This is a genomic window from Candidatus Pantoea persica (assembly GCF_013753875.1).
In the GTDB taxonomy this organism is placed as follows: domain Bacteria; phylum Pseudomonadota; class Gammaproteobacteria; order Enterobacterales; family Enterobacteriaceae; genus Pantoea; species Pantoea persica.
The window spans coordinates 366,131-382,850 of sequence record NZ_SMDS01000010.1; the positions used below are offsets into that span (position 1 = coordinate 366,131).

A 16,720-nucleotide genomic window follows, 5' to 3' on the forward strand; every position below is an offset into this window, starting at 1 on the left:
GCCCGGCGTACAGCTGTTCGTTAAACTTCGTGCTTCACAAAAATAAGGCTTATTGAACATGGTTGATAAACGCGAATCCTATAGCAAAGAGGACCTGATTGCGTCAGGTCGCGGTGAACTGTTTGGCGAGAACGGTCCGCCGCTTCCATCAGGTAACATGTTAATGATGGACCGCGTGGTCAAGATTACCGAAGACGGCGGTAAATATGACAAAGGATTTGTGGAAGCTGAGCTGGATATCAATCCGGACCTGTGGTTTTTCGCCTGCCACTTTATCGGCGATCCGGTCATGCCGGGCTGCCTCGGCCTTGACGCCATGTGGCAGCTAGTAGGCTTCTATCTCGGCTGGCTTGGCGCCGAAGGCAAAGGCCGCGCGCTGGGCGTCGGCGAGGTGAAATTTACCGGTCAGGTGCTGCCGACCGCGAAAAAAGTGACCTACAGTATTCACTTCAAGCGCGTCATTAACCGTAAGCTGGTAATGGGCGTGGCCGATGGCGAAGTGTTCGTTGACGGTAACCTGATTTACTCTGCCAGCGATTTGAAAGTGGGTCTGTTCAAAGACACCAACGCGTTCTGATTGCGCAAATGAAAACCTCCGCCGCTGCACCAGTGAGACTTCGCCTCAACCATCTGATATGGATACATCTCTTTTGAGCGTCCTGTAATGCCGAACTGGTAGCCACGTGAGTGTGCAAGTTCAAGGCGGTCTCGTTTCTATCTATTCATACCTTTTATCCTCATATCAGGTCTGTGGAAGCTGGTGGAAAGAAATAGAGTGGCAAAATAATACTAAGGCACGTATAAAATACTACCTGCCCCGGTCTGAAAGGTCAATGCGCAAAATTCACGCCAGTGTCATCAATTCGCCGTTAATTTGCCACTATTGACAAGAGGCGCACGCGGTCGGGCTCGCTTAGTCTGCTGAAAGCACAATAAAAAAAGCCCCTGCCCGCATCTGCGTAAACAGTGCCAGACAGGGGCGCCATTAAATCGTTAACAGATATTATTCTGCTGACGCGGCCGCATTCGCTATTTGCTGCGCGGTTTGCTGCCAGCCGAGCGCCAGCGTGCGCACCAGCGCGTCATAGCCATCCTCCTGCTGCGGCAGCGCCAGATTGAAGCCCTGCTTGATTACCTGTCCGCTGTGCTGCAGCACCCATTCGCCGCTGATCACGGCGCGCCCGTCATAGCGGCCCTGGAACCCAGTGACCGTGACACTCAGGGTGTCGTGCGTGTAGCCAAGGGGTGCTGCGGAGACCAAACGTCCCGGTAGCGCTTTGCTCAGGTTCGCCACCAGCGTCTGTTGCAGCTGCTGATCGAGCGGACCGGCCCAGAGATTATTGGCGGCGATGACATATTTCACGTCGCTGGTCTGGTAGACCAGCCCGTTGCCTGCCAGATAGTCGGGCACCGCGACCTGCTGCACCCACAGCGCAGGCGGCTGCGCGATGCCGCCTCTGCGTACCGGCATCGCCGCCGGCGACGACGGCAGCTGATAGTACGTATTGTCAATGGTGCTGCTGCAGGCGCTGAGCAGCAGCGCGGCGCACAAAACGATGCCTTTTTTCACTGTTTCGCCCTATTTGGCTGTGGATCCTGACCCGGTTTGGCCTCGAAGACGAGCGCGTTGCTCTTGGTATTGAGCGTTTTCAATACCGGCTGTAGCTCGCGCAGTACCTGATCGAGCCGCTGCATATCACCGACCAGCTTGTTGTAGGCTGGCGAACCAAGCTGCAGCCCCTTCATGCTGCGGTTCAACTCGCGCAGCGTCTGCTGCATATCATCCGGCAGCGTCTTCATCGCCGGGCTGGCGGTAATCTGATTGAAGTTTTTCAGCGTGCCCTGTAGTTCGCGCAGCGTGCGCTGGCTCTCTTTCAGCGTGCCGGTCGCCTCGGTGATCATGCCGTTAAGCGGCAAGGCGTTGATCTTGTCGAGCGCCGCCACCAGCTTCTGCTGGATCTGGCTGAGGCCGTCGCTGGTGGTCGGAATGATTTCATAGCCGGCCACTTTTTCCGGGCCCTTGTACGCCGGCATGTTATCGTAAAAGTCGAGGTCGATATAGAGCGAACCCGACAGCAGGTTGCCGGTCTTCAGCGAGGCGCGCAGGCCGCGTTTTTTACCATCCTGCAGATGTTGCTCAAGATCGAAATCTGCGCCGAGCCGTTTGATAAAGCGATCAGGTTCGATACGGATCAACACCGGCACGCGATAGTCGTTGTTCAGCGCCTGATTGACGTCCGCCGTCGTAAAGAGCACTTCCACCACGGTCCCCAGACGAATGCCGCGGAATTCTACCGGCGCGCCAGCCTGCAGGCCGCGTATCGAGTCGGTAAAGAACATCAGGAAGTCGATATGGTTGGTATAGAGCGAATCCTGGATGCTGCGCTGATCGTCGAACAAGTGATAGTCGGCGTTGTTCGCCGCCGTCTGGCCGAGATCCCAGCCGTCCGGCACGTCGAAGCTGACGCCACCGCTGAACAGCGTGGTGAGCGCTCCCATCTCCACGCGCATCCCGGAGGCGGACATATCTACCGCGATGCCGCTGTCTTTCCAGAAGCGCACGTTGGTCGTTACCAGGCGGTCATAGGGCGCGGCAATAAACAGCTGATAGGTCATCATGCGCTTGTCGGTATCGAAGCTACTGGTTTCCACCGTGCCAACGCGGTAGCCACGGAACAGCACCGGATCGCCGGCGTTAAGCTGTCCCGCCTTTTTGCTGTCGAGCGTAATGTGGATGCCCTTCGCGTCGGGCGGCGCCAGCGGCGGCGCGTCAAGCAGCTGATACTGCTCTTTCTTCTCCTCTTTGGTGCCGGGCTGCAGTTCGATATAGTTGCCGGAAAGCAGTGTGTTGAGGCCGGAGACCCCTTCGCGCCCTATCTGCGGCTTCACAACCCAGAAGATGCTGTCGCTGTGCAGCAGTTTTTCCATGCCGGAATTAAGGCGCGCGGTGATCTCGACGTGATGCAGATCGTCGGTCAGCTCCGCCTTCTCCACCACGCCGACGTCGACGCTGCTGCTTTTAATGGTGGTTTTCCCCGCCTCAATCCCCTCGGCGTTTTCCGTTATCAGGGTCACTTCCGGGCCGAGGTGGCCGAAGTGATAAAACAGGATCCATCCGCCGATTAATAGCGCCACGATGGGGATAATCCAGACCGGAGACCAGCGTTTTATCTGGTCGACTTTGGCATGGCCGTGGTTAGTTTCCGTCAAGGAGCGGCTCCTTTATAGTGTGTTCCTGCAGGCGATCCCATGTCAGGCGCGGATCGAACGCCATAGCGGCAATCATCGTCAGGATGACCACCAGCGCGAACAGCAGTGCGCCCGGGGCGGGATAGACATTCACCAGTTGCCCCATGTGCACCAGCGCAGAGAGCACGGCGATCACAAACACGTCGATCATCGACCAGCGGCCGACGAACTCGACGATTTCATAAATCAAATGCATCTTTTCGCTGCCGAGATGACCGCGCCCGCTGGCGTTCCAGCAGAGCCAGCCAATCGCCAGCATCTTCAGCGACGGCACCATGATGCTGGCGATAAAGATCACCAGCGCCACCGGATAGGAGCCGTCGCTCCAGAGCAGGATCACCCCCGCCATGATATTTGACGGATAGAGGGTGCCCAGCGTTTCGGTCACCATAATCGGCAGCAGGTTGGCGGGAATGTAGATCATCAGCGAGGTGAAAAGCAGCGCCAGCGTCCACTGCAGGCTGTGCCTGCGGCGCGGCGCGGCGATGACGCCGCAGCGCGGACAGTCGAGCTGTGCCACCGGCAGAATGGCGGTGCAGCAGGGACAAGAGCGCAAGCCCTGCCGCAGACCGCTGAGGCCTTTTTCCGGCGCGTGGGGCAGCGGCGGCATCGGGGCGATCTGGTTCCACAGCCAGCGCCGGTCCACGCACTGAAAGGCGCGCACCTGCAGCAGGCAGAAGAGGCACCAAGGCCAGAAGCTGGTTTCGAGACCGATATCGCCGTAGGCCATCAGCTTGACGAAGCTGACCAGCACGCCCGCCATAAAGATCTCCGCCATGCCCCAGCTGCGCAGCTGAAACAGAATGCGCGCCAGCCCCAGTCGCAGGCTGACCAACATGCTGACACGGTTGACCAGCAAAATGATGGTCAACATGCAGAGGCCGGGAACCGCCTGCACAAACACCAGGAAAAGCGTTGCCAAGCTGCTGTAATCCTCCGACACCATCACTTTTGGGATCTGCAGCAGCGAAATCTGGCTGCTGAGGCCCGCAACTTTCATGGTTATAAAGGGAAACAGATTCGCCAGCAGCAGCATAAACAGCGCTACCAGCGCATAGCCGGTGGGACGCCTGCGCGGCTCATGCCAGTTGGTAGTCAGCACCGTATGGCAGCGCGGACAAGATGCGCGGCTACCCTGTGGCACCTGCGGCAGTTTTACCATGAGATCGCACTGTGGACAGAGCATCCACGCCCGATTGTCAGCGGCTGAACACATCCTAACTCCCTTATGATTACGCGCCATTTTTCAAAGCTTCCAGCTCTTCCCAGCGCTCGAACGCCACTTCCAGCTTCTGCTCTGCCTGCGCCAGCGCATCCAGCACCGGCTGGGTCTGATCGTACGGCTGGCTGAAAAAGTCCGGACGACTCATTTTAGCCTGCAGTTCGCCGATTCGCGCCTCCAGCTTCTGCGGCAGCTGCTCCAGCTCTCGCGCCAGATTATAGCTTAGTTTACTGGTGGCGCGTTTGGCGGGATCATTTTTTTCCGCCGCGGGTTTTGCCGCCGCCGGCTTGCTCGCCTGCGTGCTTTTTGGCTGCTTATAGGCGGCGCGCTGCTGCTGCGCGTCATGATAGCCGCCGACGAAACTGCCGATTTCACCGTTGCCTTCAAAGATCCAGCATTCGGTCACGGTGTTGTCGACAAACTGACGATCGTGGCTGACCAGCAACACCGTACCCTGGTAGCCGTCAATCAGCTCTTCCAGCAGCTCTAGCGTCTCGACGTCGAGGTCGTTGGTCGGTTCATCGAGGATCATCAGGTTGCTGGGGCGCAGAAACAGGCGCGCCAGCAGCAGGCGGTTGCGCTCGCCGCCGGAGAGCGCCCGCACTGGCGTCATCGCGCGTTTGGGATGGAACAGGAAATCCTGCAGATAGCCCAGCACGTGGCGCGGCTTGCCGTTGACCATCACCACCTGCTTGCCTTCTGCGAGATTGTCCATCACGGTGCGATCGAGCTCGGCGCTGTGCTGGTCGAAGTAGGCCACTTCCAACTTGGTGCTGCTGTGCACGCGGCCTCTGTCGGCCTTCAGCTGCTGCAACATCAGGCGCAGCAGCGTGGTTTTGCCTCAGCCGTTCGGCCCGATCAGGGCTATCTTGTCGCCGCGCTGCACCTGTGCGGAGAAGTCATGCACCAGCGTTTTGCCGCCCACGCCGTAGTTGACGTGCTCCAGCTCAAAGACGATTTTGCCGGAGCGCGACGCTTCGCCCACCTGCATATTGGCTTTGCCCATCACTTCGCGACGTTCGGAGCGCTCGCGGCGCAGCGCTTTAAGCGCCCGCACGCGCCCTTCGTTACGGGTGCGGCGTGCCTTGATGCCCTGACAGATCCACACCTCTTCCTGCGCCAGCTTGCGGTCGAATTCGGCGTTCTGCATCTCTTCAACGCGCAGCGCCTCCTCTTTGCCTTCCAGATAGAGGTCGTAATTGCCCGGCCAAGAGACCAGCTGCCGCGATCGAGGTCGACGATGCGCGTCGCCATATTGCGGATAAACGAACGGTCGTGGGAAATAAACACGATGCTGCCGCTAAAGGTCTTCAGGAAAGTTTCCAGCCAGTCGATGGTTTCGATATCAAGGTGGTTGGTCGGCTCGTCCAGCAGCAGCACGCGCGGGTTGCTCACCAGTGCGCGGCCCAGCGCCGCCTTGTGCAGCCAGCCGCCCGACAGCGACGAAAGCTCGGTATCCGGCTGCAGGCCGATCTGCTGCAGCACGTCGTTGATGCGCCTCTCCAGCTGCCACAGATTGTGGTGATCGAGAATCGTCTGCAGGCATCCCATCTCGTTGAGGTTTTTCTCGCTGGGGATCGAGCATCACCGCATGGGAAATGGCGTAGATAGGCCTTGAGGTGCTCGGCCTGCTCCTCGACCCCTTCCGCCACGAAGTCATAGACCGAGCCGGTAATATTACGCAGAGGATCCTGCTGCAGGCGCGCCATGACCAAGTCATGCTCAAAAATAATACGGCCGTCGTCAAGCGGCTGCTCGCCGTTAATGATTTTCATCAACGTCGATTTGCCGGCGCCGTTACGGCCAACCAGACAGACGCACTCGTTCTCTTCGATATGCAGCTCGGTATTGTCGAGCAGCGGCGCATCGCTGAAGAAGGAGAAGAGGTAAGCGCCGTGAATACTGATTAGTGACATCTTTGCTTATTCCTTACCGTCGTGGGTAATCAACCAGCAATTGTGAATTTGACGGTTGCGGGCAAAATTCTGCGACAGAGTTTTCTGGGTGATGTCCTGCGCCTTCAGGCCCAGCGACGCCACGCCTTCAAGATCCATTTTGAAGCCGCGCTTGTTGTTGGAGAACATAATGGTGCCGCCGGCGCGCAGCAGACGCTTCATATTGCGCATCAGCATCAGGTGGTAGCGCTGCACGTCAAAATCCGCCGCCATGCGTTTGGCGTTGGAGAAGGTCGGCGGATCGATAAAGATCAGGTCGAAGGTTTCATTGCTCTCGCGCAGCCAGTTCAGGCAATCCGCCGGCATCAGGCGGTGCTGTCGGCCGCTCAGGCCGTTGAGGCGCAGGTTGCGCTTCGCCCATTCCAGGTCGGTGCGCGACATATCTACCGTGGTGGTGGTGCGCGCGCCGCCAAGGCAGCGACTGCACCATTTTGAGCTGCAGCTGTATTCCAGCTGGCGGTATTGAACTGGCATAAAGGCGATCAGACCGCTCAGGCGTAGCGCTTTCCGCGTGGTGCGGCAGCAGGCGGTCGTTCATCACCTTGACAACGTCGCCCAGCGCCATCGGTTTGCCCGCCAGCGTCAGCCCAGGCTGCGCCAGCAAACAGAGCGTGGCGTTGCCGCCGCTTTCCATCGCCAGCAGGCGCGCCTGTTCGCCGTTTTCCGCCAGAGTCACCTCGAGCATATCGCCCGGCTCCGGCTGTATGACGCAGGTCCAGGCGGTGAAGTGCCAGCTTTTCGGCATCAGCGGCTTGAGAAAGCGGCTGGCGATCAGCGCGTTCAGCGTCAGCTAGGCGCTTAATCCGCTCAGTCGGCAGTGCTCTTCAAAGGTGAAATAGAGCGCGGCATCCTCGACGCTGAAGCCCGTCGCGGTAAAGGCATCCGGCGTCAGCATTTTACGGGTAAAACGAGAGCGGAAAAGCATACCTTCTGCCAGATCCAGCATCATCCGGTCATGGTCGGCGTCAAAATACCAGCGCCATTTATCGTCAGGTTTGATTTTCATGGGATGCCTTGTCATTATTCACGCTTTTCATTACGCAGACTCAGCAAGCTCTGCAGTTGAGCAAAAAGCTGAAAATACGTATAATAAGGGAAAATATAAACGAGCCAGAGGGAGAAATAAAATCCCTAGCGCGGTTTTGTCGGAAATGTCTTAGAGGTAAGTCACGATATCTTTTATTAAGCCGGGCCCTTTATAAATAAAGCCGGAGTAAATCTGAATAAGCGTGGCGCCGGCGGCCATTTTTTCGCGCGTTGCCGTTAATGAATCGATGCCACCGACGCCGATAATCGGCAGCGCGCCGTTCAGCTCCTGTGCCAACCGTTTGATCACCGCCGTGTTGCGCGACTGCACCGGACGGCCGCTCAGGCCACCGCTTTCGGTGCTGTACTTCAGGCCGCTGACCAGTGAGCGATCCAGCGTAGTATTGGTAGCGATCACGCCGTCGATATTATGCCGTATCAGACTGTCGGCAATTTGTATTAATTCTTCTTCTGAAAGATCGGGCGCAATTTTTACCGCGACTGGCACATATTTCTGATGCTGCTGCTCCAGCGCTTTTTGCCGGGCTTTAATGGATGCCAGCAAATCGTCCAGCGCCTCGCCATATTGCAGCGAGCGCAGCCCCGGGGTATTCGGCGAAGAGATATTTACCGCAATATAACCAGCATGGGCATAGACTTTATCCATGCAGATTAGGTAATCCTCTTTGCCATTCTCTACCGCGGTGTCTTTATTTTTGCCGATATTAATGCCTAGGATGCCGTTAAAACGCGCTTTTTTAACGTTTTCCACCAGGTGATCAACGCCGCGATTATTGAACCCCATGCGGTTGATAATGCCCTCGGCTTCCACCAGGCGGAACATGCGCGGCTTGTCGTTACCCGCCTGCGGCCGCGGCGTCACGGTGCCCACCTCGACAAAACCAAAGCCCATCGCGCCGAAGGCGTCGATGCATTCCGCATTTTTATCCAGACCGGCCGCCAGCCCCAGCGCATTGTTGAAGCGCAGCCCCATGCAGGTGACGGGACGGGAAGGAAGCTGCTGACGGATCAGTGCCTCCAGCGGCGTGCCGCTGATAAAGCGCAGCTGTTGAAAGGTCAGCTCGTGAGCGCACTCGGGATCGAGCTTAAACAGTACCGGTCGGATGATAGGATAAAGCATGCACTCTCCTGGATAGCGGAAGCGATAAATGATCAGGGTGCACGGGAAGAAAATGTGCGCCAGAATGGTAAAGGCCTCTGGCGCAAAAGTAAATTACCGACTGTAGTGCCGCAGACAAAGTGATCCGCCAAAAACTGGATCGCTTTATCTGCAATTTCTTCATAAAAGAAAAACCACCACATTTTGTTTACATGACGGTTTTAATACCCAATCAAAACATCATGAACTTGGTTTTAACGTTTCCGGCTTAGGATAAGGCTGCACTTTAAATAATTTTGTATTGAGGCGCTTCTTCGCGCGTTTGTCCAAAAAGCGGATATATCGAAATTGCTGGAAGCGATGAACAGTTGCACGCTCTATATTGGCCCTCAGGTATTCTCCTCGCTTGCCGCCCCGCGTGCACAGCGCTCATCTGCAAAGGATTGCACCCATTGCACCTGAGGATAAAGTAATCTGATAGTTTTCAGTGCATAGCTGATCGCTCGTGACTCTGAATTTTTAGGCATGTCATCATGCAGCCATAAGCGGTTAAGCTCCATATACTCACGATTCCCTGTACCAGAGACCACTTTTGCGCCACTGTTAGGATTCAGGGCGTATCCCCACTGCATCACGCCAACCAAAGCCCTACCGGAGAATACCCCAAGATGTAGCCAGGAATTATTAACAAACCGCCGGCTATAATGCCGACTTGTTACAATGACGCGGGCCAGCCAGCAGGCAATGGTTTCTACCCGCAATTCGTGTGAGCCGTATCCAACAATCTGGTCATTATCGAAAATGGGCTGGGGTGGTGTGAGAATGCGTGACGTATGTGCGCGCTTCATTTCCGGTCTCCGACTGGCGTTCGGAGACGCTGGTTGAGGGATTGCTCATCCTCATTTCATTAAATGCTTTGCAGCGCGGGCATTTTATCTGTATGTAAATCGCTTCTGCTTTTGCCAGCAATCGGTGACAACCGCAGCAGCGTATCTCCTGTAACATCTTCTCATTTCCCCACTGAATCAAGAAAGCATATGTTACCTGCCAAGTAGGGAGAGGATGATTAACCCACTGCAATTGATCTGTTTTAGCGATCGATAAGGCTTTATTGATCGCTAATGCCACTTATGTTTCATGTTAGCCGGCGCAAGGTCGGTAGTGCGATTTTCTGATGCGGTGTGCGATATTTGAAGCCAAAACGAGCGATAAATGGTGGGCTACTTTTGTTTCCGTCAGTGCAACGTAATTACACTTTTATTTTTTGTCGGGGTCGCTTTGACCTGTTCGAGCAGTTAGATTAACTGGACAATATTTGTAGATGCTAGCTAATGAGACGCCATACAGTAATGCCAGCTGCTTTCTACTATTGCCGGACTCAAGTAATTTTTTAGCCCGCTCTTGCTGTGCGGAAGATAATGAGCAAGGTCTCCCCCCGATACGTCCCCTGCTTCTCGCTGCGGCCAGACCTGCCTGAGTGCGTTCAACAATCAGTTCCCGCTCCATCTGCGCCAACGCACTCATCACATGAAAGAAAAAACGCCCTGCGGACGTAGAAGTATCAATGGAATCCGTCAAACTATGAAAATGAATACCTTCATCTTCCAGTTTGGAGATTAAAGTAATCAAATGTTTAATGCTACGACCCAGCCTGTCGAGCTTCCAGACCACCAGAGTATCCCCCGATTTCAGGCAGTTTAACGCGCGTTTTAATCCGGGTCTCTGGTCTGTTTTTCCACTGATTTTATCCTCAAAAATCTGTTCACAATTTGCGCGAATCAACGATTTTTGCTGTAAATCGGTGTTTTGGTCATTTTTGACACCCTCATATAGCCTATTTTTGCCATTTTAGCCCCTTAACCTTCCTCTAAAAGACTTGTTATGCCTGGTTTTGGTTAAAATTTTAGCTAAATTCTGAATTCAATAAAACCTTGGTTTAACAGAAATGGTAGTGCCGGTAGGTGTTCCACTACCCTGGCCCGCCGAAAATCCGCCTGCCGGGTGGCTTAAATGCAACGGTGATACCTTCGATAAAGTGGCCTGTCCTCAGCTGGCAGCGGTCTATCCTTCAGGCAGAACACCGGATTTACGTGGTGAGTTTATTCGGGGCTGGGATGATGGTCGTGGAATCAATCCAGGAAGGGCGTTGCTGTCTCTGGAGTATGGGGCATTGCAAAGCCATAAGCATGGCTATCGTGACCGATATTATGTCGAGCATGGCAGGCCTCTGGGCCGGGCAGAGCACAAAGAAGCGGCCCCTGAAAATTATAACAACAAGGTCGGCTCGGGAGCCACAGACGGTGACAACGACTATTTTCTGTACATCGACAGCACAACCTCACCCTCCGGCAGTAGCGAAACCCGTCCCGTAACGTCGCCTTTAATTACATCGTGAGGGCAGCATAATGCTGTGCCTCATGCATCTTTATCAGACTGTTGAGGCCACTCCATATCACCATCCGGAGCGGTGCTGATATCCACGCGGTTAAGCAGCACACGGTATTTCTTCCATGCCAGCAGCGCGGCTTTTTCGGCGTCCGTTGCCATGTCAGTGTCTGCGGCGTCCTGAAGCGGAGCAATCGCGACGGTAGCAATCTGCATCAGCGAGGATTTTTGCTTCTCTGCTGCTGACATCAGATCTTCTTTTGTTGGTGGTGGTCTATCTCCCCATGCTGGAAAACCATCCGTACCAACTATACGCTGCTTTCCTTTGGGAGGCAGATTGCCTGCAAATTCCAGCCAGACATCATCACCGACTTCAATGGTATCTTTGGGAAAGCTGCCTGCCCTGATATAGTCCTGTTTTAATTCTTCAGGGAAAAAAGCATTTTCACCCGGACTGTAGTAATACATGATTAATATCCTATTGCTATCCAGGTTGTAGTCGGTTGTAACCTTGATATGCGCCCTATCGACTAATCCGGCAGAGTGTGAACATAGATCTTCACCCATCCCTATAGCTTCAGCAACCCAGCCCAGCGCCCACAGGCCTTCGTTTGGAAACGGAAGGGGCAGCGGAAGAATTTTTCTGTCAAAGCTTTCGCTATCCGTTTTACCCCACTGAATAATCAATCCCGTGTCCCCGCATTTCCACCATCCATTGACCCCGCGCTTCGCCGTATTCGGTTGGCCGCAGGCCCCTTTGGGCTGGAAGGTCTTTTTCAGGTAAGCGTCCAGCCACTGATTTCCCCATTGACTGCCGTAGATATTGCCGTCAGAGGCTATCCTTGCGGCTCCGGCATACACGGAAGACGGAGAACGAAAACCGCCATCTTTATGAAAAACGTACTCACCGCCGCCGTCATTGCCGTTGTTTAGCCGAACGCCATCACCGCCCTTGTCTTTGTAGAGCCACATGCGAACGCTGCCATCCTGATTATGAATACCCAGATGCTTGCGGTTATCCCCCTTCAGCGAAATTTGGGTGCCCTGTGAAATAATGTCGCCATTGACCGTTCCACCAGTTCGTTGATCGAGTGCATTTTTTGCACAATCTATCGTTTCTGTTAAACCAAGGTTTTTCACAAATTGATTTTTGTTCGAGATGTCCGCCCCATTTTCATTTTTCGCCAGTTTCTGGCTCAGAAGCTGCGTCACGCTTTCGGCAAATTTCGGGTTATTGCTGATGGCCTGCGCCAGCTTGTTCAGCGTATCTAAATCAGACGGCGCTTTGTCAACAACCGCATTCACCCGCTCATTGACCGCTTTAGGCGTCGCGGCGGTAGTTTCGTCCGCGCTGCGAGGGGAACTGTTTAACTGCACTATCCCTTTGCGGTGAAGCGTCGCCTCCTGAATGCCGTCCTGGGTCGCCAGCTTGCCCAGGCCCAGATGCGTACGGGCCTTTTCCTGTGCCCCTTTGCCCGCCGCCGCAATCTCCGCCAATGCCTGGGTTTTCAGCAGCGCCTCCTGGCCGATAATGGCCCGGATAGCCAGCGTCAGCTGGTTTAACTTGCCCTTATCCGGGCGGATGCCGGCGGCGTCCAGCAAGGCCAGTTGTTCGGCTTGCTGGATATTGAACCAGTCCTCCCCCGGCCAGCTGATGCCCTTGTTGCCGTCGCCCTCGGTAAACCATAACGGCGTGGTGCTCTGGGTTTCTTTCAGCGGCGGCATGGTGGCAATGCCGCTGTTGTTATCTAAAAAATACATTAGCCTTTCTCCTTTTTGTCGGCATACACATAGCGAAAGTCCTGATGCGCCGGCTTATAGCGGTTTAACAGGCATTCGAGTATCCCGGAGTAATAAATCCGCAGCGGCGTGGTGATGGGGTCAAGCACATGCAGCGGGCGATAGTCCACGTGGGTCTCAATCGTCACCATCGTGACCCACTGATTGTCCGGCAAGGTGCTCAGGCTCACCGTAAAGCCATAAGAGCGCGCCAGTTCAATGTAAAACTGCCGGTTGAGGCTCGGTTTCATGCGCAGCTTGTTGGCCGCATAGCGCTGGCGCTCATCGATGCCGGCATCCTTACCGATATCACAGTCCGGCAGCCCTAAAAAACGCTCCCAGTCAGCCAGCAACCGTGTGGCGGTCAGCGGAAAGCGCTCGGCCAGCAATTGCCCGGCGCGTTCGGTGACGCGCGACGTACTGCGTGCCAGGCCGCCGGCCAGCAGCGTATCCGGCGCTTTGTTCCAGGCCAGGCCGTCAGGCAGCAGTTGCAGCAGCGCGCGCTGATGTGCCTTTAAAGCCATGTGATATCTCCCATCACCAGTAGCTCGGTTTTTCCGCTACTGACCGGCGTCAGTGGACTTTTCAGGGCGTAATCCTCCAGCCCGCCTATCCCCGACAGCACGCGCCAGAATGCCGAGGGCAACAGGGTTTCGCCCGGCTTAGCCGCCGTGTAAAACAGTTGCCTGAGCGCCTCGCGGATACGGGCTTGGTTATCCGGGGGTATTGGGGGCGATACGCAGCGTGATATCGACCTTCTTTGCCCCCGGCGCAAACACCGTCACTGTCGGCCCCTCCGGTTGGCCGACCCACTCGCCGGTGGCCGGGTCCAGGTGGCGAGCGAGATAGTCGGTCACCCGCGCAATATCGGCCGGGCCAGGGAAGATATCCGGGTGATGGTCCATCACGAAGGTCACGCCCACCGTGCCCGCCCCGTTCCAGGTGGGCAGACACCAGCTGCGGGTGACGCCCGGGACCTCGCGCGCCCAGCGCTCGTAATCCCAGCGTGTGCCGCCGCCTGGGGGAAACTGTACCCGATACAGCAGGCGCGACAGCAATTCCTCCACGCGCTCGCGGTCAGCGCCGCCCCGGATCCCGGGCGCATCGGTCAGCGCCTGCGGGGCCACCCCGGCGACCGGGGTCACAAAACCGAGTGCCTGTCCCGCACCGCAATCCCCCGCCAGCCCCGGCTGGTCGGCCTCGACGTTGACCGTTAAGGTTCCCGCCTTGCCCTTGGCGGCGTCTGTCAGGCGGTAAAGCGCGCCGTCGGCCCGTTGCAAACGCGCCCCAACCGGCACACTGGCGGCATCATACAGCGACAGCCTGACCGGGCCGCTGGCCCGGGCGGCCTGCTTGCGCACCACACCCCAGAAAGCACAGTGTTTGAGCAGCTCGCTCTCGTCAGCGTCGCCCGGAATGATTTGCCGGGCTATCCAGCCCAGGTGCTCATGCTCCAGCGCCGACAGCCCGGCCTGCGCCATCGCCATGGCCCCCAGCAGACTGTCCTGGGCCGGCAGCGCGCCCGGCAGGCGTTGCGCCACATCCTGCTGCGTCTGGCTGATAAGCTCGCCGAGCGTGGTTATCTGATACGGCATTTACATTCCCTCCAAACGGGCTTTAAAGGTAAACGGGCGCGCACTGCCGTCCTTGAGCGTCAGGCGCACGATCAGGCGCAGCCAGCCCGGCAGCGGCGCACTCGCCTGGCAATGCAACTGGCTGATCATCCCGGCGTCCAGCAGGCCACGCAGCGCCTCATCGGCGTAGGCTTCTGCCCGCGCCAATACCGCAGGCAGCGCCTTTTCCCGTGACAGCAGCCACAGCCGCGAGCCAACCGGGCGGTCGCGATAACTGTCCGCCCACCATCCGCGCCGGTCATGGCCGCCATCCGGCAAACGGTCGGAGACCTCAGCGCGCCGGTCGGTAAACAGGCACAGCAGCACGGTGGTCGTCAGGCTGTCGTCGGCGAGTAAATCCGCGCCGGCCTGTACCAGCACCCCCTCGCCATTCATCCAGCGCAGCGCCGCGTCACTCATTGCGGCCCCCGATCAGACTGCCCTGGCCATTTTCCTGATGGCGGTGAGTACTGTGTTTGACGCCACCGATAACGGCTTCCGGTGCGGCAAAGGTGCCCTGGGACTCCGCGTCCCCGGCAATCGTCATGCTCTGTTTCACCGTCAGGTTTTTCTCAATCACCACATCATCAGTAAAACGCGCGGTCGGGGTGTTAAACACCGCCTCCTGCTCGGCGACCACTTCCAGTGTTTTACAGGTGATGATGCAGCGGCCGTCCCGGGTCAGACGCAGGCGATGCCCCTCATAGTGATACAGGCCGCTATCCCCGGCGGGCAGCCCGGTGGGCCGATAACGCCGGTCTTCTACCACTAGCACGGTCGCCTGGTCACGACTGCCGCCCAGGCAGGCAAACACCACCTCGGCCCCCGGCAACGGCACGCTGATATGCCCGTATTGCTGCGGGCGCTCGACCTCATCGAAGGTTTCGCCGTCCAGCGCCGTCAACTGGACGTTTTGCGCTTTCAGGCCGTCATTCACCCCGGTCAGGATACCCCGCCCGAACAACAGGCGGATCCCGCGCATCACCGGGGCAAGCAGGCGTTGCAGTGCGATATTACTCATCGAGTTTATTCCCCTGGTTAAGCCAGGCCCGCACCAGACCATCGACGCCGCCGTCAGTACCGCCCGCCTGACGCTCCGCCTCCGCCGGCACAATAAACGCCTCGCGCGGGGCCAGTGTTAACGTTGTGCGTTCCCCGTTGTCCGCATCGAGATCAAACTGCACCTGGCTAATTAAAAGGTCACGACTGACCATCGACAGACGCGGCGCAATGACGCGGGTCAGCCGGTTGGTCTGCCACAGTTCGCCGCTTTCGCGCCGCCAGCCCGTGACCACGGCGGTAAAGCGCTCTGACTGGGCTAGTGCCCGGCGGCTTTCCCGCAGCGCGCGCGCCCGTGCGGTGGCGGGGGTCAGTTTGCTGTCAGCCAGAATGACTTTGGGGCGGTAACGAGCAATCGCGGGATCGTCGCTTTCTCCCCTGGGGGCAGCGCGCAGCGCGTTGGTGTTGGCGTCGCCGGCGTGCCCACCGCCGCCGCCGTGGCCTTTAACCCGATACTGACTGTGGCGGTCGCGCCAGTCCTCGGTGTACTCGGCGGACAACAGATTTTCACCCAGACGCAGGGTGTCAGTGGGGGTGTTCGCCGCCTGGGTAAACACCAGATCGCCGTCGGCATCACTGGTCACCAAAACGCCCCGATGACGCGCCGCCCGGCTCAGCACATCCGCCACGCTTTCCGACAGTTCAAGGGTAAAGGAGGTAAAGGGTTTGGCGGCCTCGGGGTCAGACACCGCCCAGCGCACCGCGATGCCAAAAGGTTTGCACAGGTCTTGCGCAATCTGTTGCAGGGTGCGTTGACGCCATTGACCGCCCGGGTAGACTGCCGAACAGTCCACCAGATCGCCGGTTTTATCCCGGCCCTTTATCGTGACCTGTGCCGAGTCGGCCCCCATCTTGTGCGATACGCTGTCGAGGTAGCCGGTGATGACCGGTTGCCCGTCAAGGGTCAGCGCGAGCGTTCCGCCGGCGCGCAGGCTGTCGGGCAACGCCTGGCCGGGCATCATGATCCCGAGGGTAAAATCCCCGGCCAGACGCGCCAGCCCCCGGGTAATAATGACCGACAGCCAGTGGGTGAAAATCCGGTTGTCGATGCGCAACGCCACCTCAGCCACCGGGCACCTCCACGCGCTCGCCCCCCGGCACAAACAGCGGATGACGCAGCCGGTTGCGACGAATAAAGCGCGCCGTGTCACGCGCATCCCCGCTGATGCGGTACAGGGTCACCAGCGCCGGCTCGGTGGTTGTCACCGCGGCCTGGATCAGGCCGGGTAACGCCACGCCGCGGTGGGATAAATCCGCCACAAAGGCGCGGCTTAACGCCCGAACCTGCAAGGCCAGGCTCTGATAGCCCAGC

Annotated in this window: 15 protein-coding genes and 6 pseudogenes; 2 read left to right on the forward strand and 19 right to left on the reverse strand. The window is 57.5% G+C overall.

The window, feature by feature from the left end:
• The first annotated feature begins 58 nt into the window (after positions 1–58).
• A complete protein-coding gene (fabA, locus tag EIO60_RS04190; RefSeq protein ID WP_258575974.1) occupies positions 59–577 on the forward strand; it encodes a bifunctional 3-hydroxydecanoyl-ACP dehydratase/trans-2-decenoyl-ACP isomerase in 519 nt (172 codons plus the stop codon).
• Here fabA and rmf read toward each other — a convergent pair.
• The 11 genes and pseudogenes from rmf to EIO60_RS04260 form a co-directional block, all read right to left on the reverse strand.
• Positions 523–714 (reverse strand): annotated as a pseudogene (gene rmf / locus EIO60_RS04195) (ribosome modulation factor); the annotation flags it as partial. The gene fabA and the pseudogene rmf overlap by 55 nt on opposite strands.
• Positions 715–1,003: 289 nt before the next feature.
• Positions 1,004–1,570 (reverse strand): membrane integrity-associated transporter subunit PqiC, encoded by a 567-nt coding sequence (gene pqiC, locus EIO60_RS04200; protein ID WP_258575975.1) that lies wholly within the window; start codon positions 1,568–1,570, stop codon positions 1,004–1,006.
• A complete protein-coding gene (pqiB, locus tag EIO60_RS04205) occupies positions 1,567–3,210 on the reverse strand; it encodes an intermembrane transport protein PqiB (RefSeq protein WP_258575976.1) in 1,644 nt (547 codons plus the stop codon). The genes pqiC and pqiB overlap by 4 nt, the downstream gene beginning before the upstream one ends.
• Positions 3,197–4,465, reverse strand: coding sequence for a membrane integrity-associated transporter subunit PqiA (gene pqiA / locus EIO60_RS04210; protein WP_258575977.1), 1,269 nt, complete (start codon positions 4,463–4,465; stop codon positions 3,197–3,199). The genes pqiB and pqiA overlap by 14 nt, the downstream gene beginning before the upstream one ends.
• A 16-nt stretch (positions 4,466–4,481) precedes the next feature.
• A pseudogene (locus EIO60_RS16075) lies at positions 4,482–6,387 on the reverse strand (ABC transporter ATP-binding protein).
• Positions 6,388–6,393: 6 nt separating this feature from the next.
• Positions 6,394–6,840, reverse strand: a pseudogene (locus tag EIO60_RS04240) (RsmD family RNA methyltransferase); the annotation flags it as partial.
• Positions 6,841–6,922: 82 nt separating this feature from the next.
• Positions 6,923–7,432: pseudogene (locus EIO60_RS04245) on the reverse strand (cell division protein ZapC); the annotation flags it as partial.
• 150 nt (positions 7,433–7,582) lie between these two features.
• Positions 7,583–8,593, reverse strand: a complete 1,011-nt coding sequence (gene pyrD / locus EIO60_RS04250; protein WP_258575980.1) for a quinone-dependent dihydroorotate dehydrogenase — start codon at positions 8,591–8,593, stop codon at positions 7,583–7,585.
• 219 nt (positions 8,594–8,812) lie between these two features.
• Positions 8,813–9,420: pseudogene (locus EIO60_RS04255) on the reverse strand (Mom family adenine methylcarbamoylation protein).
• Complete coding sequence (locus EIO60_RS16510; protein WP_082231764.1) at positions 9,365–9,577, reverse strand: Com family DNA-binding transcriptional regulator; 213 nt, start codon at positions 9,575–9,577, stop codon at positions 9,365–9,367. The pseudogene EIO60_RS04255 and the gene EIO60_RS16510 overlap by 56 nt, the downstream one beginning before the upstream one ends.
• Before the next feature lie 252 nt (positions 9,578–9,829).
• A pseudogene (locus tag EIO60_RS04260) lies at positions 9,830–10,419 on the reverse strand (recombinase family protein).
• 98 nt (positions 10,420–10,517) lie between these two features.
• Between EIO60_RS04260 and EIO60_RS04265 the strand changes: the two are divergent.
• Positions 10,518–10,967, forward strand: coding sequence for a phage tail protein (locus tag EIO60_RS04265; RefSeq protein WP_258575981.1), 450 nt, complete (start codon positions 10,518–10,520; stop codon positions 10,965–10,967).
• A gap of 20 nt (positions 10,968–10,987) precedes the next feature.
• Here EIO60_RS04265 and EIO60_RS16080 read toward each other — a convergent pair whose 3' ends face one another.
• From EIO60_RS16080 to EIO60_RS04310, 8 genes are read right to left on the reverse strand one after another with little or no spacing between them, the layout of a single operon-like run.
• Positions 10,988–12,718 carry a tail fiber assembly protein gene (locus EIO60_RS16080; RefSeq protein WP_309484683.1) on the reverse strand — a complete coding sequence of 577 codons (1,731 nt, stop codon included), beginning with the start codon at positions 12,716–12,718 and terminating at the stop codon, positions 10,988–10,990.
• Positions 12,718–13,260 carry a putative phage tail protein gene (locus tag EIO60_RS04280; RefSeq protein ID WP_258575982.1) on the reverse strand — a complete coding sequence of 181 codons (543 nt, stop codon included), beginning with the start codon at positions 13,258–13,260 and terminating at the stop codon, positions 12,718–12,720. Before EIO60_RS04280 ends, EIO60_RS16080 begins: the two co-directional genes overlap by 1 nt.
• The gene (locus EIO60_RS17255) at positions 13,251–13,511 is read right to left on the reverse strand and encodes a hypothetical protein (RefSeq protein ID WP_508278736.1); all 261 of its coding nucleotides are present in this window, start codon (positions 13,509–13,511) and stop codon (positions 13,251–13,253) included. The genes EIO60_RS04280 and EIO60_RS17255 overlap by 10 nt, the downstream gene beginning before the upstream one ends.
• The gene (locus tag EIO60_RS04290) at positions 13,450–14,331 is read right to left on the reverse strand and encodes a baseplate J/gp47 family protein (protein ID WP_258575984.1); all 882 of its coding nucleotides are present in this window, start codon (positions 14,329–14,331) and stop codon (positions 13,450–13,452) included. Before EIO60_RS04290 ends, EIO60_RS17255 begins: the two co-directional genes overlap by 62 nt.
• A complete protein-coding gene (locus EIO60_RS04295) occupies positions 14,332–14,769 on the reverse strand; it encodes a phage GP46 family protein (RefSeq protein WP_258575985.1) in 438 nt (145 codons plus the stop codon).
• Positions 14,762–15,370 (reverse strand): phage baseplate assembly protein V, encoded by a 609-nt coding sequence (locus EIO60_RS04300; protein WP_258575986.1) that lies wholly within the window; start codon positions 15,368–15,370, stop codon positions 14,762–14,764. The genes EIO60_RS04295 and EIO60_RS04300 overlap by 8 nt, the downstream gene beginning before the upstream one ends.
• Positions 15,363–16,478 carry a phage baseplate assembly protein gene (locus EIO60_RS04305; protein ID WP_258575987.1) on the reverse strand — a complete coding sequence of 372 codons (1,116 nt, stop codon included), beginning with the start codon at positions 16,476–16,478 and terminating at the stop codon, positions 15,363–15,365. Before EIO60_RS04305 ends, EIO60_RS04300 begins: the two co-directional genes overlap by 8 nt.
• A complete protein-coding gene (locus EIO60_RS04310) occupies positions 16,471–16,668 on the reverse strand; it encodes a hypothetical protein (protein ID WP_258575988.1) in 198 nt (65 codons plus the stop codon). The genes EIO60_RS04305 and EIO60_RS04310 overlap by 8 nt, the downstream gene beginning before the upstream one ends.
• Positions 16,669–16,720 lie beyond the last annotated feature (52 nt).

What these genes read in the sequence shown, in the direction of transcription:
- EIO60_RS04280 (WP_258575982.1), bottom strand. Translation starts at nt 13,260, where the DNA reads ATGGCTTTAAAGGCACATCAGCGCGCGCTGCTGCAACTGCTGCCTGAC.
- EIO60_RS16080 (WP_309484683.1), bottom strand. Translation starts at nt 12,718, where the DNA reads ATGTATTTTTTAGATAACAACAGCGGCATTGCCACCATGCCGCCGCTG.
- EIO60_RS04300 (WP_258575986.1), bottom strand. Translation starts at nt 15,370, where the DNA reads ATGAGTAATATCGCACTGCAACGCCTGCTTGCCCCGGTGATGCGCGGG.
- pyrD (WP_258575980.1), bottom strand. Translation starts at nt 8,593, where the DNA reads ATGCTTTATCCTATCATCCGACCGGTACTGTTTAAGCTCGATCCCGAG.
- EIO60_RS04265 (WP_258575981.1), top strand. Translation starts at nt 10,518, where the DNA reads ATGGTAGTGCCGGTAGGTGTTCCACTACCCTGGCCCGCCGAAAATCCG.
- pqiA (WP_258575977.1), bottom strand. Translation starts at nt 4,465, where the DNA reads ATGTGTTCAGCCGCTGACAATCGGGCGTGGATGCTCTGTCCACAGTGC.
- EIO60_RS16510 (WP_082231764.1), bottom strand. Translation starts at nt 9,577, where the DNA reads ATGTTACAGGAGATACGCTGCTGCGGTTGTCACCGATTGCTGGCAAAA.
- EIO60_RS04290 (WP_258575984.1), bottom strand. Translation starts at nt 14,331, where the DNA reads ATGCCGTATCAGATAACCACGCTCGGCGAGCTTATCAGCCAGACGCAG.
- fabA (WP_258575974.1), top strand. Translation starts at nt 59, where the DNA reads ATGGTTGATAAACGCGAATCCTATAGCAAAGAGGACCTGATTGCGTCA.
- EIO60_RS04295 (WP_258575985.1), bottom strand. Translation starts at nt 14,769, where the DNA reads ATGAGTGACGCGGCGCTGCGCTGGATGAATGGCGAGGGGGTGCTGGTA.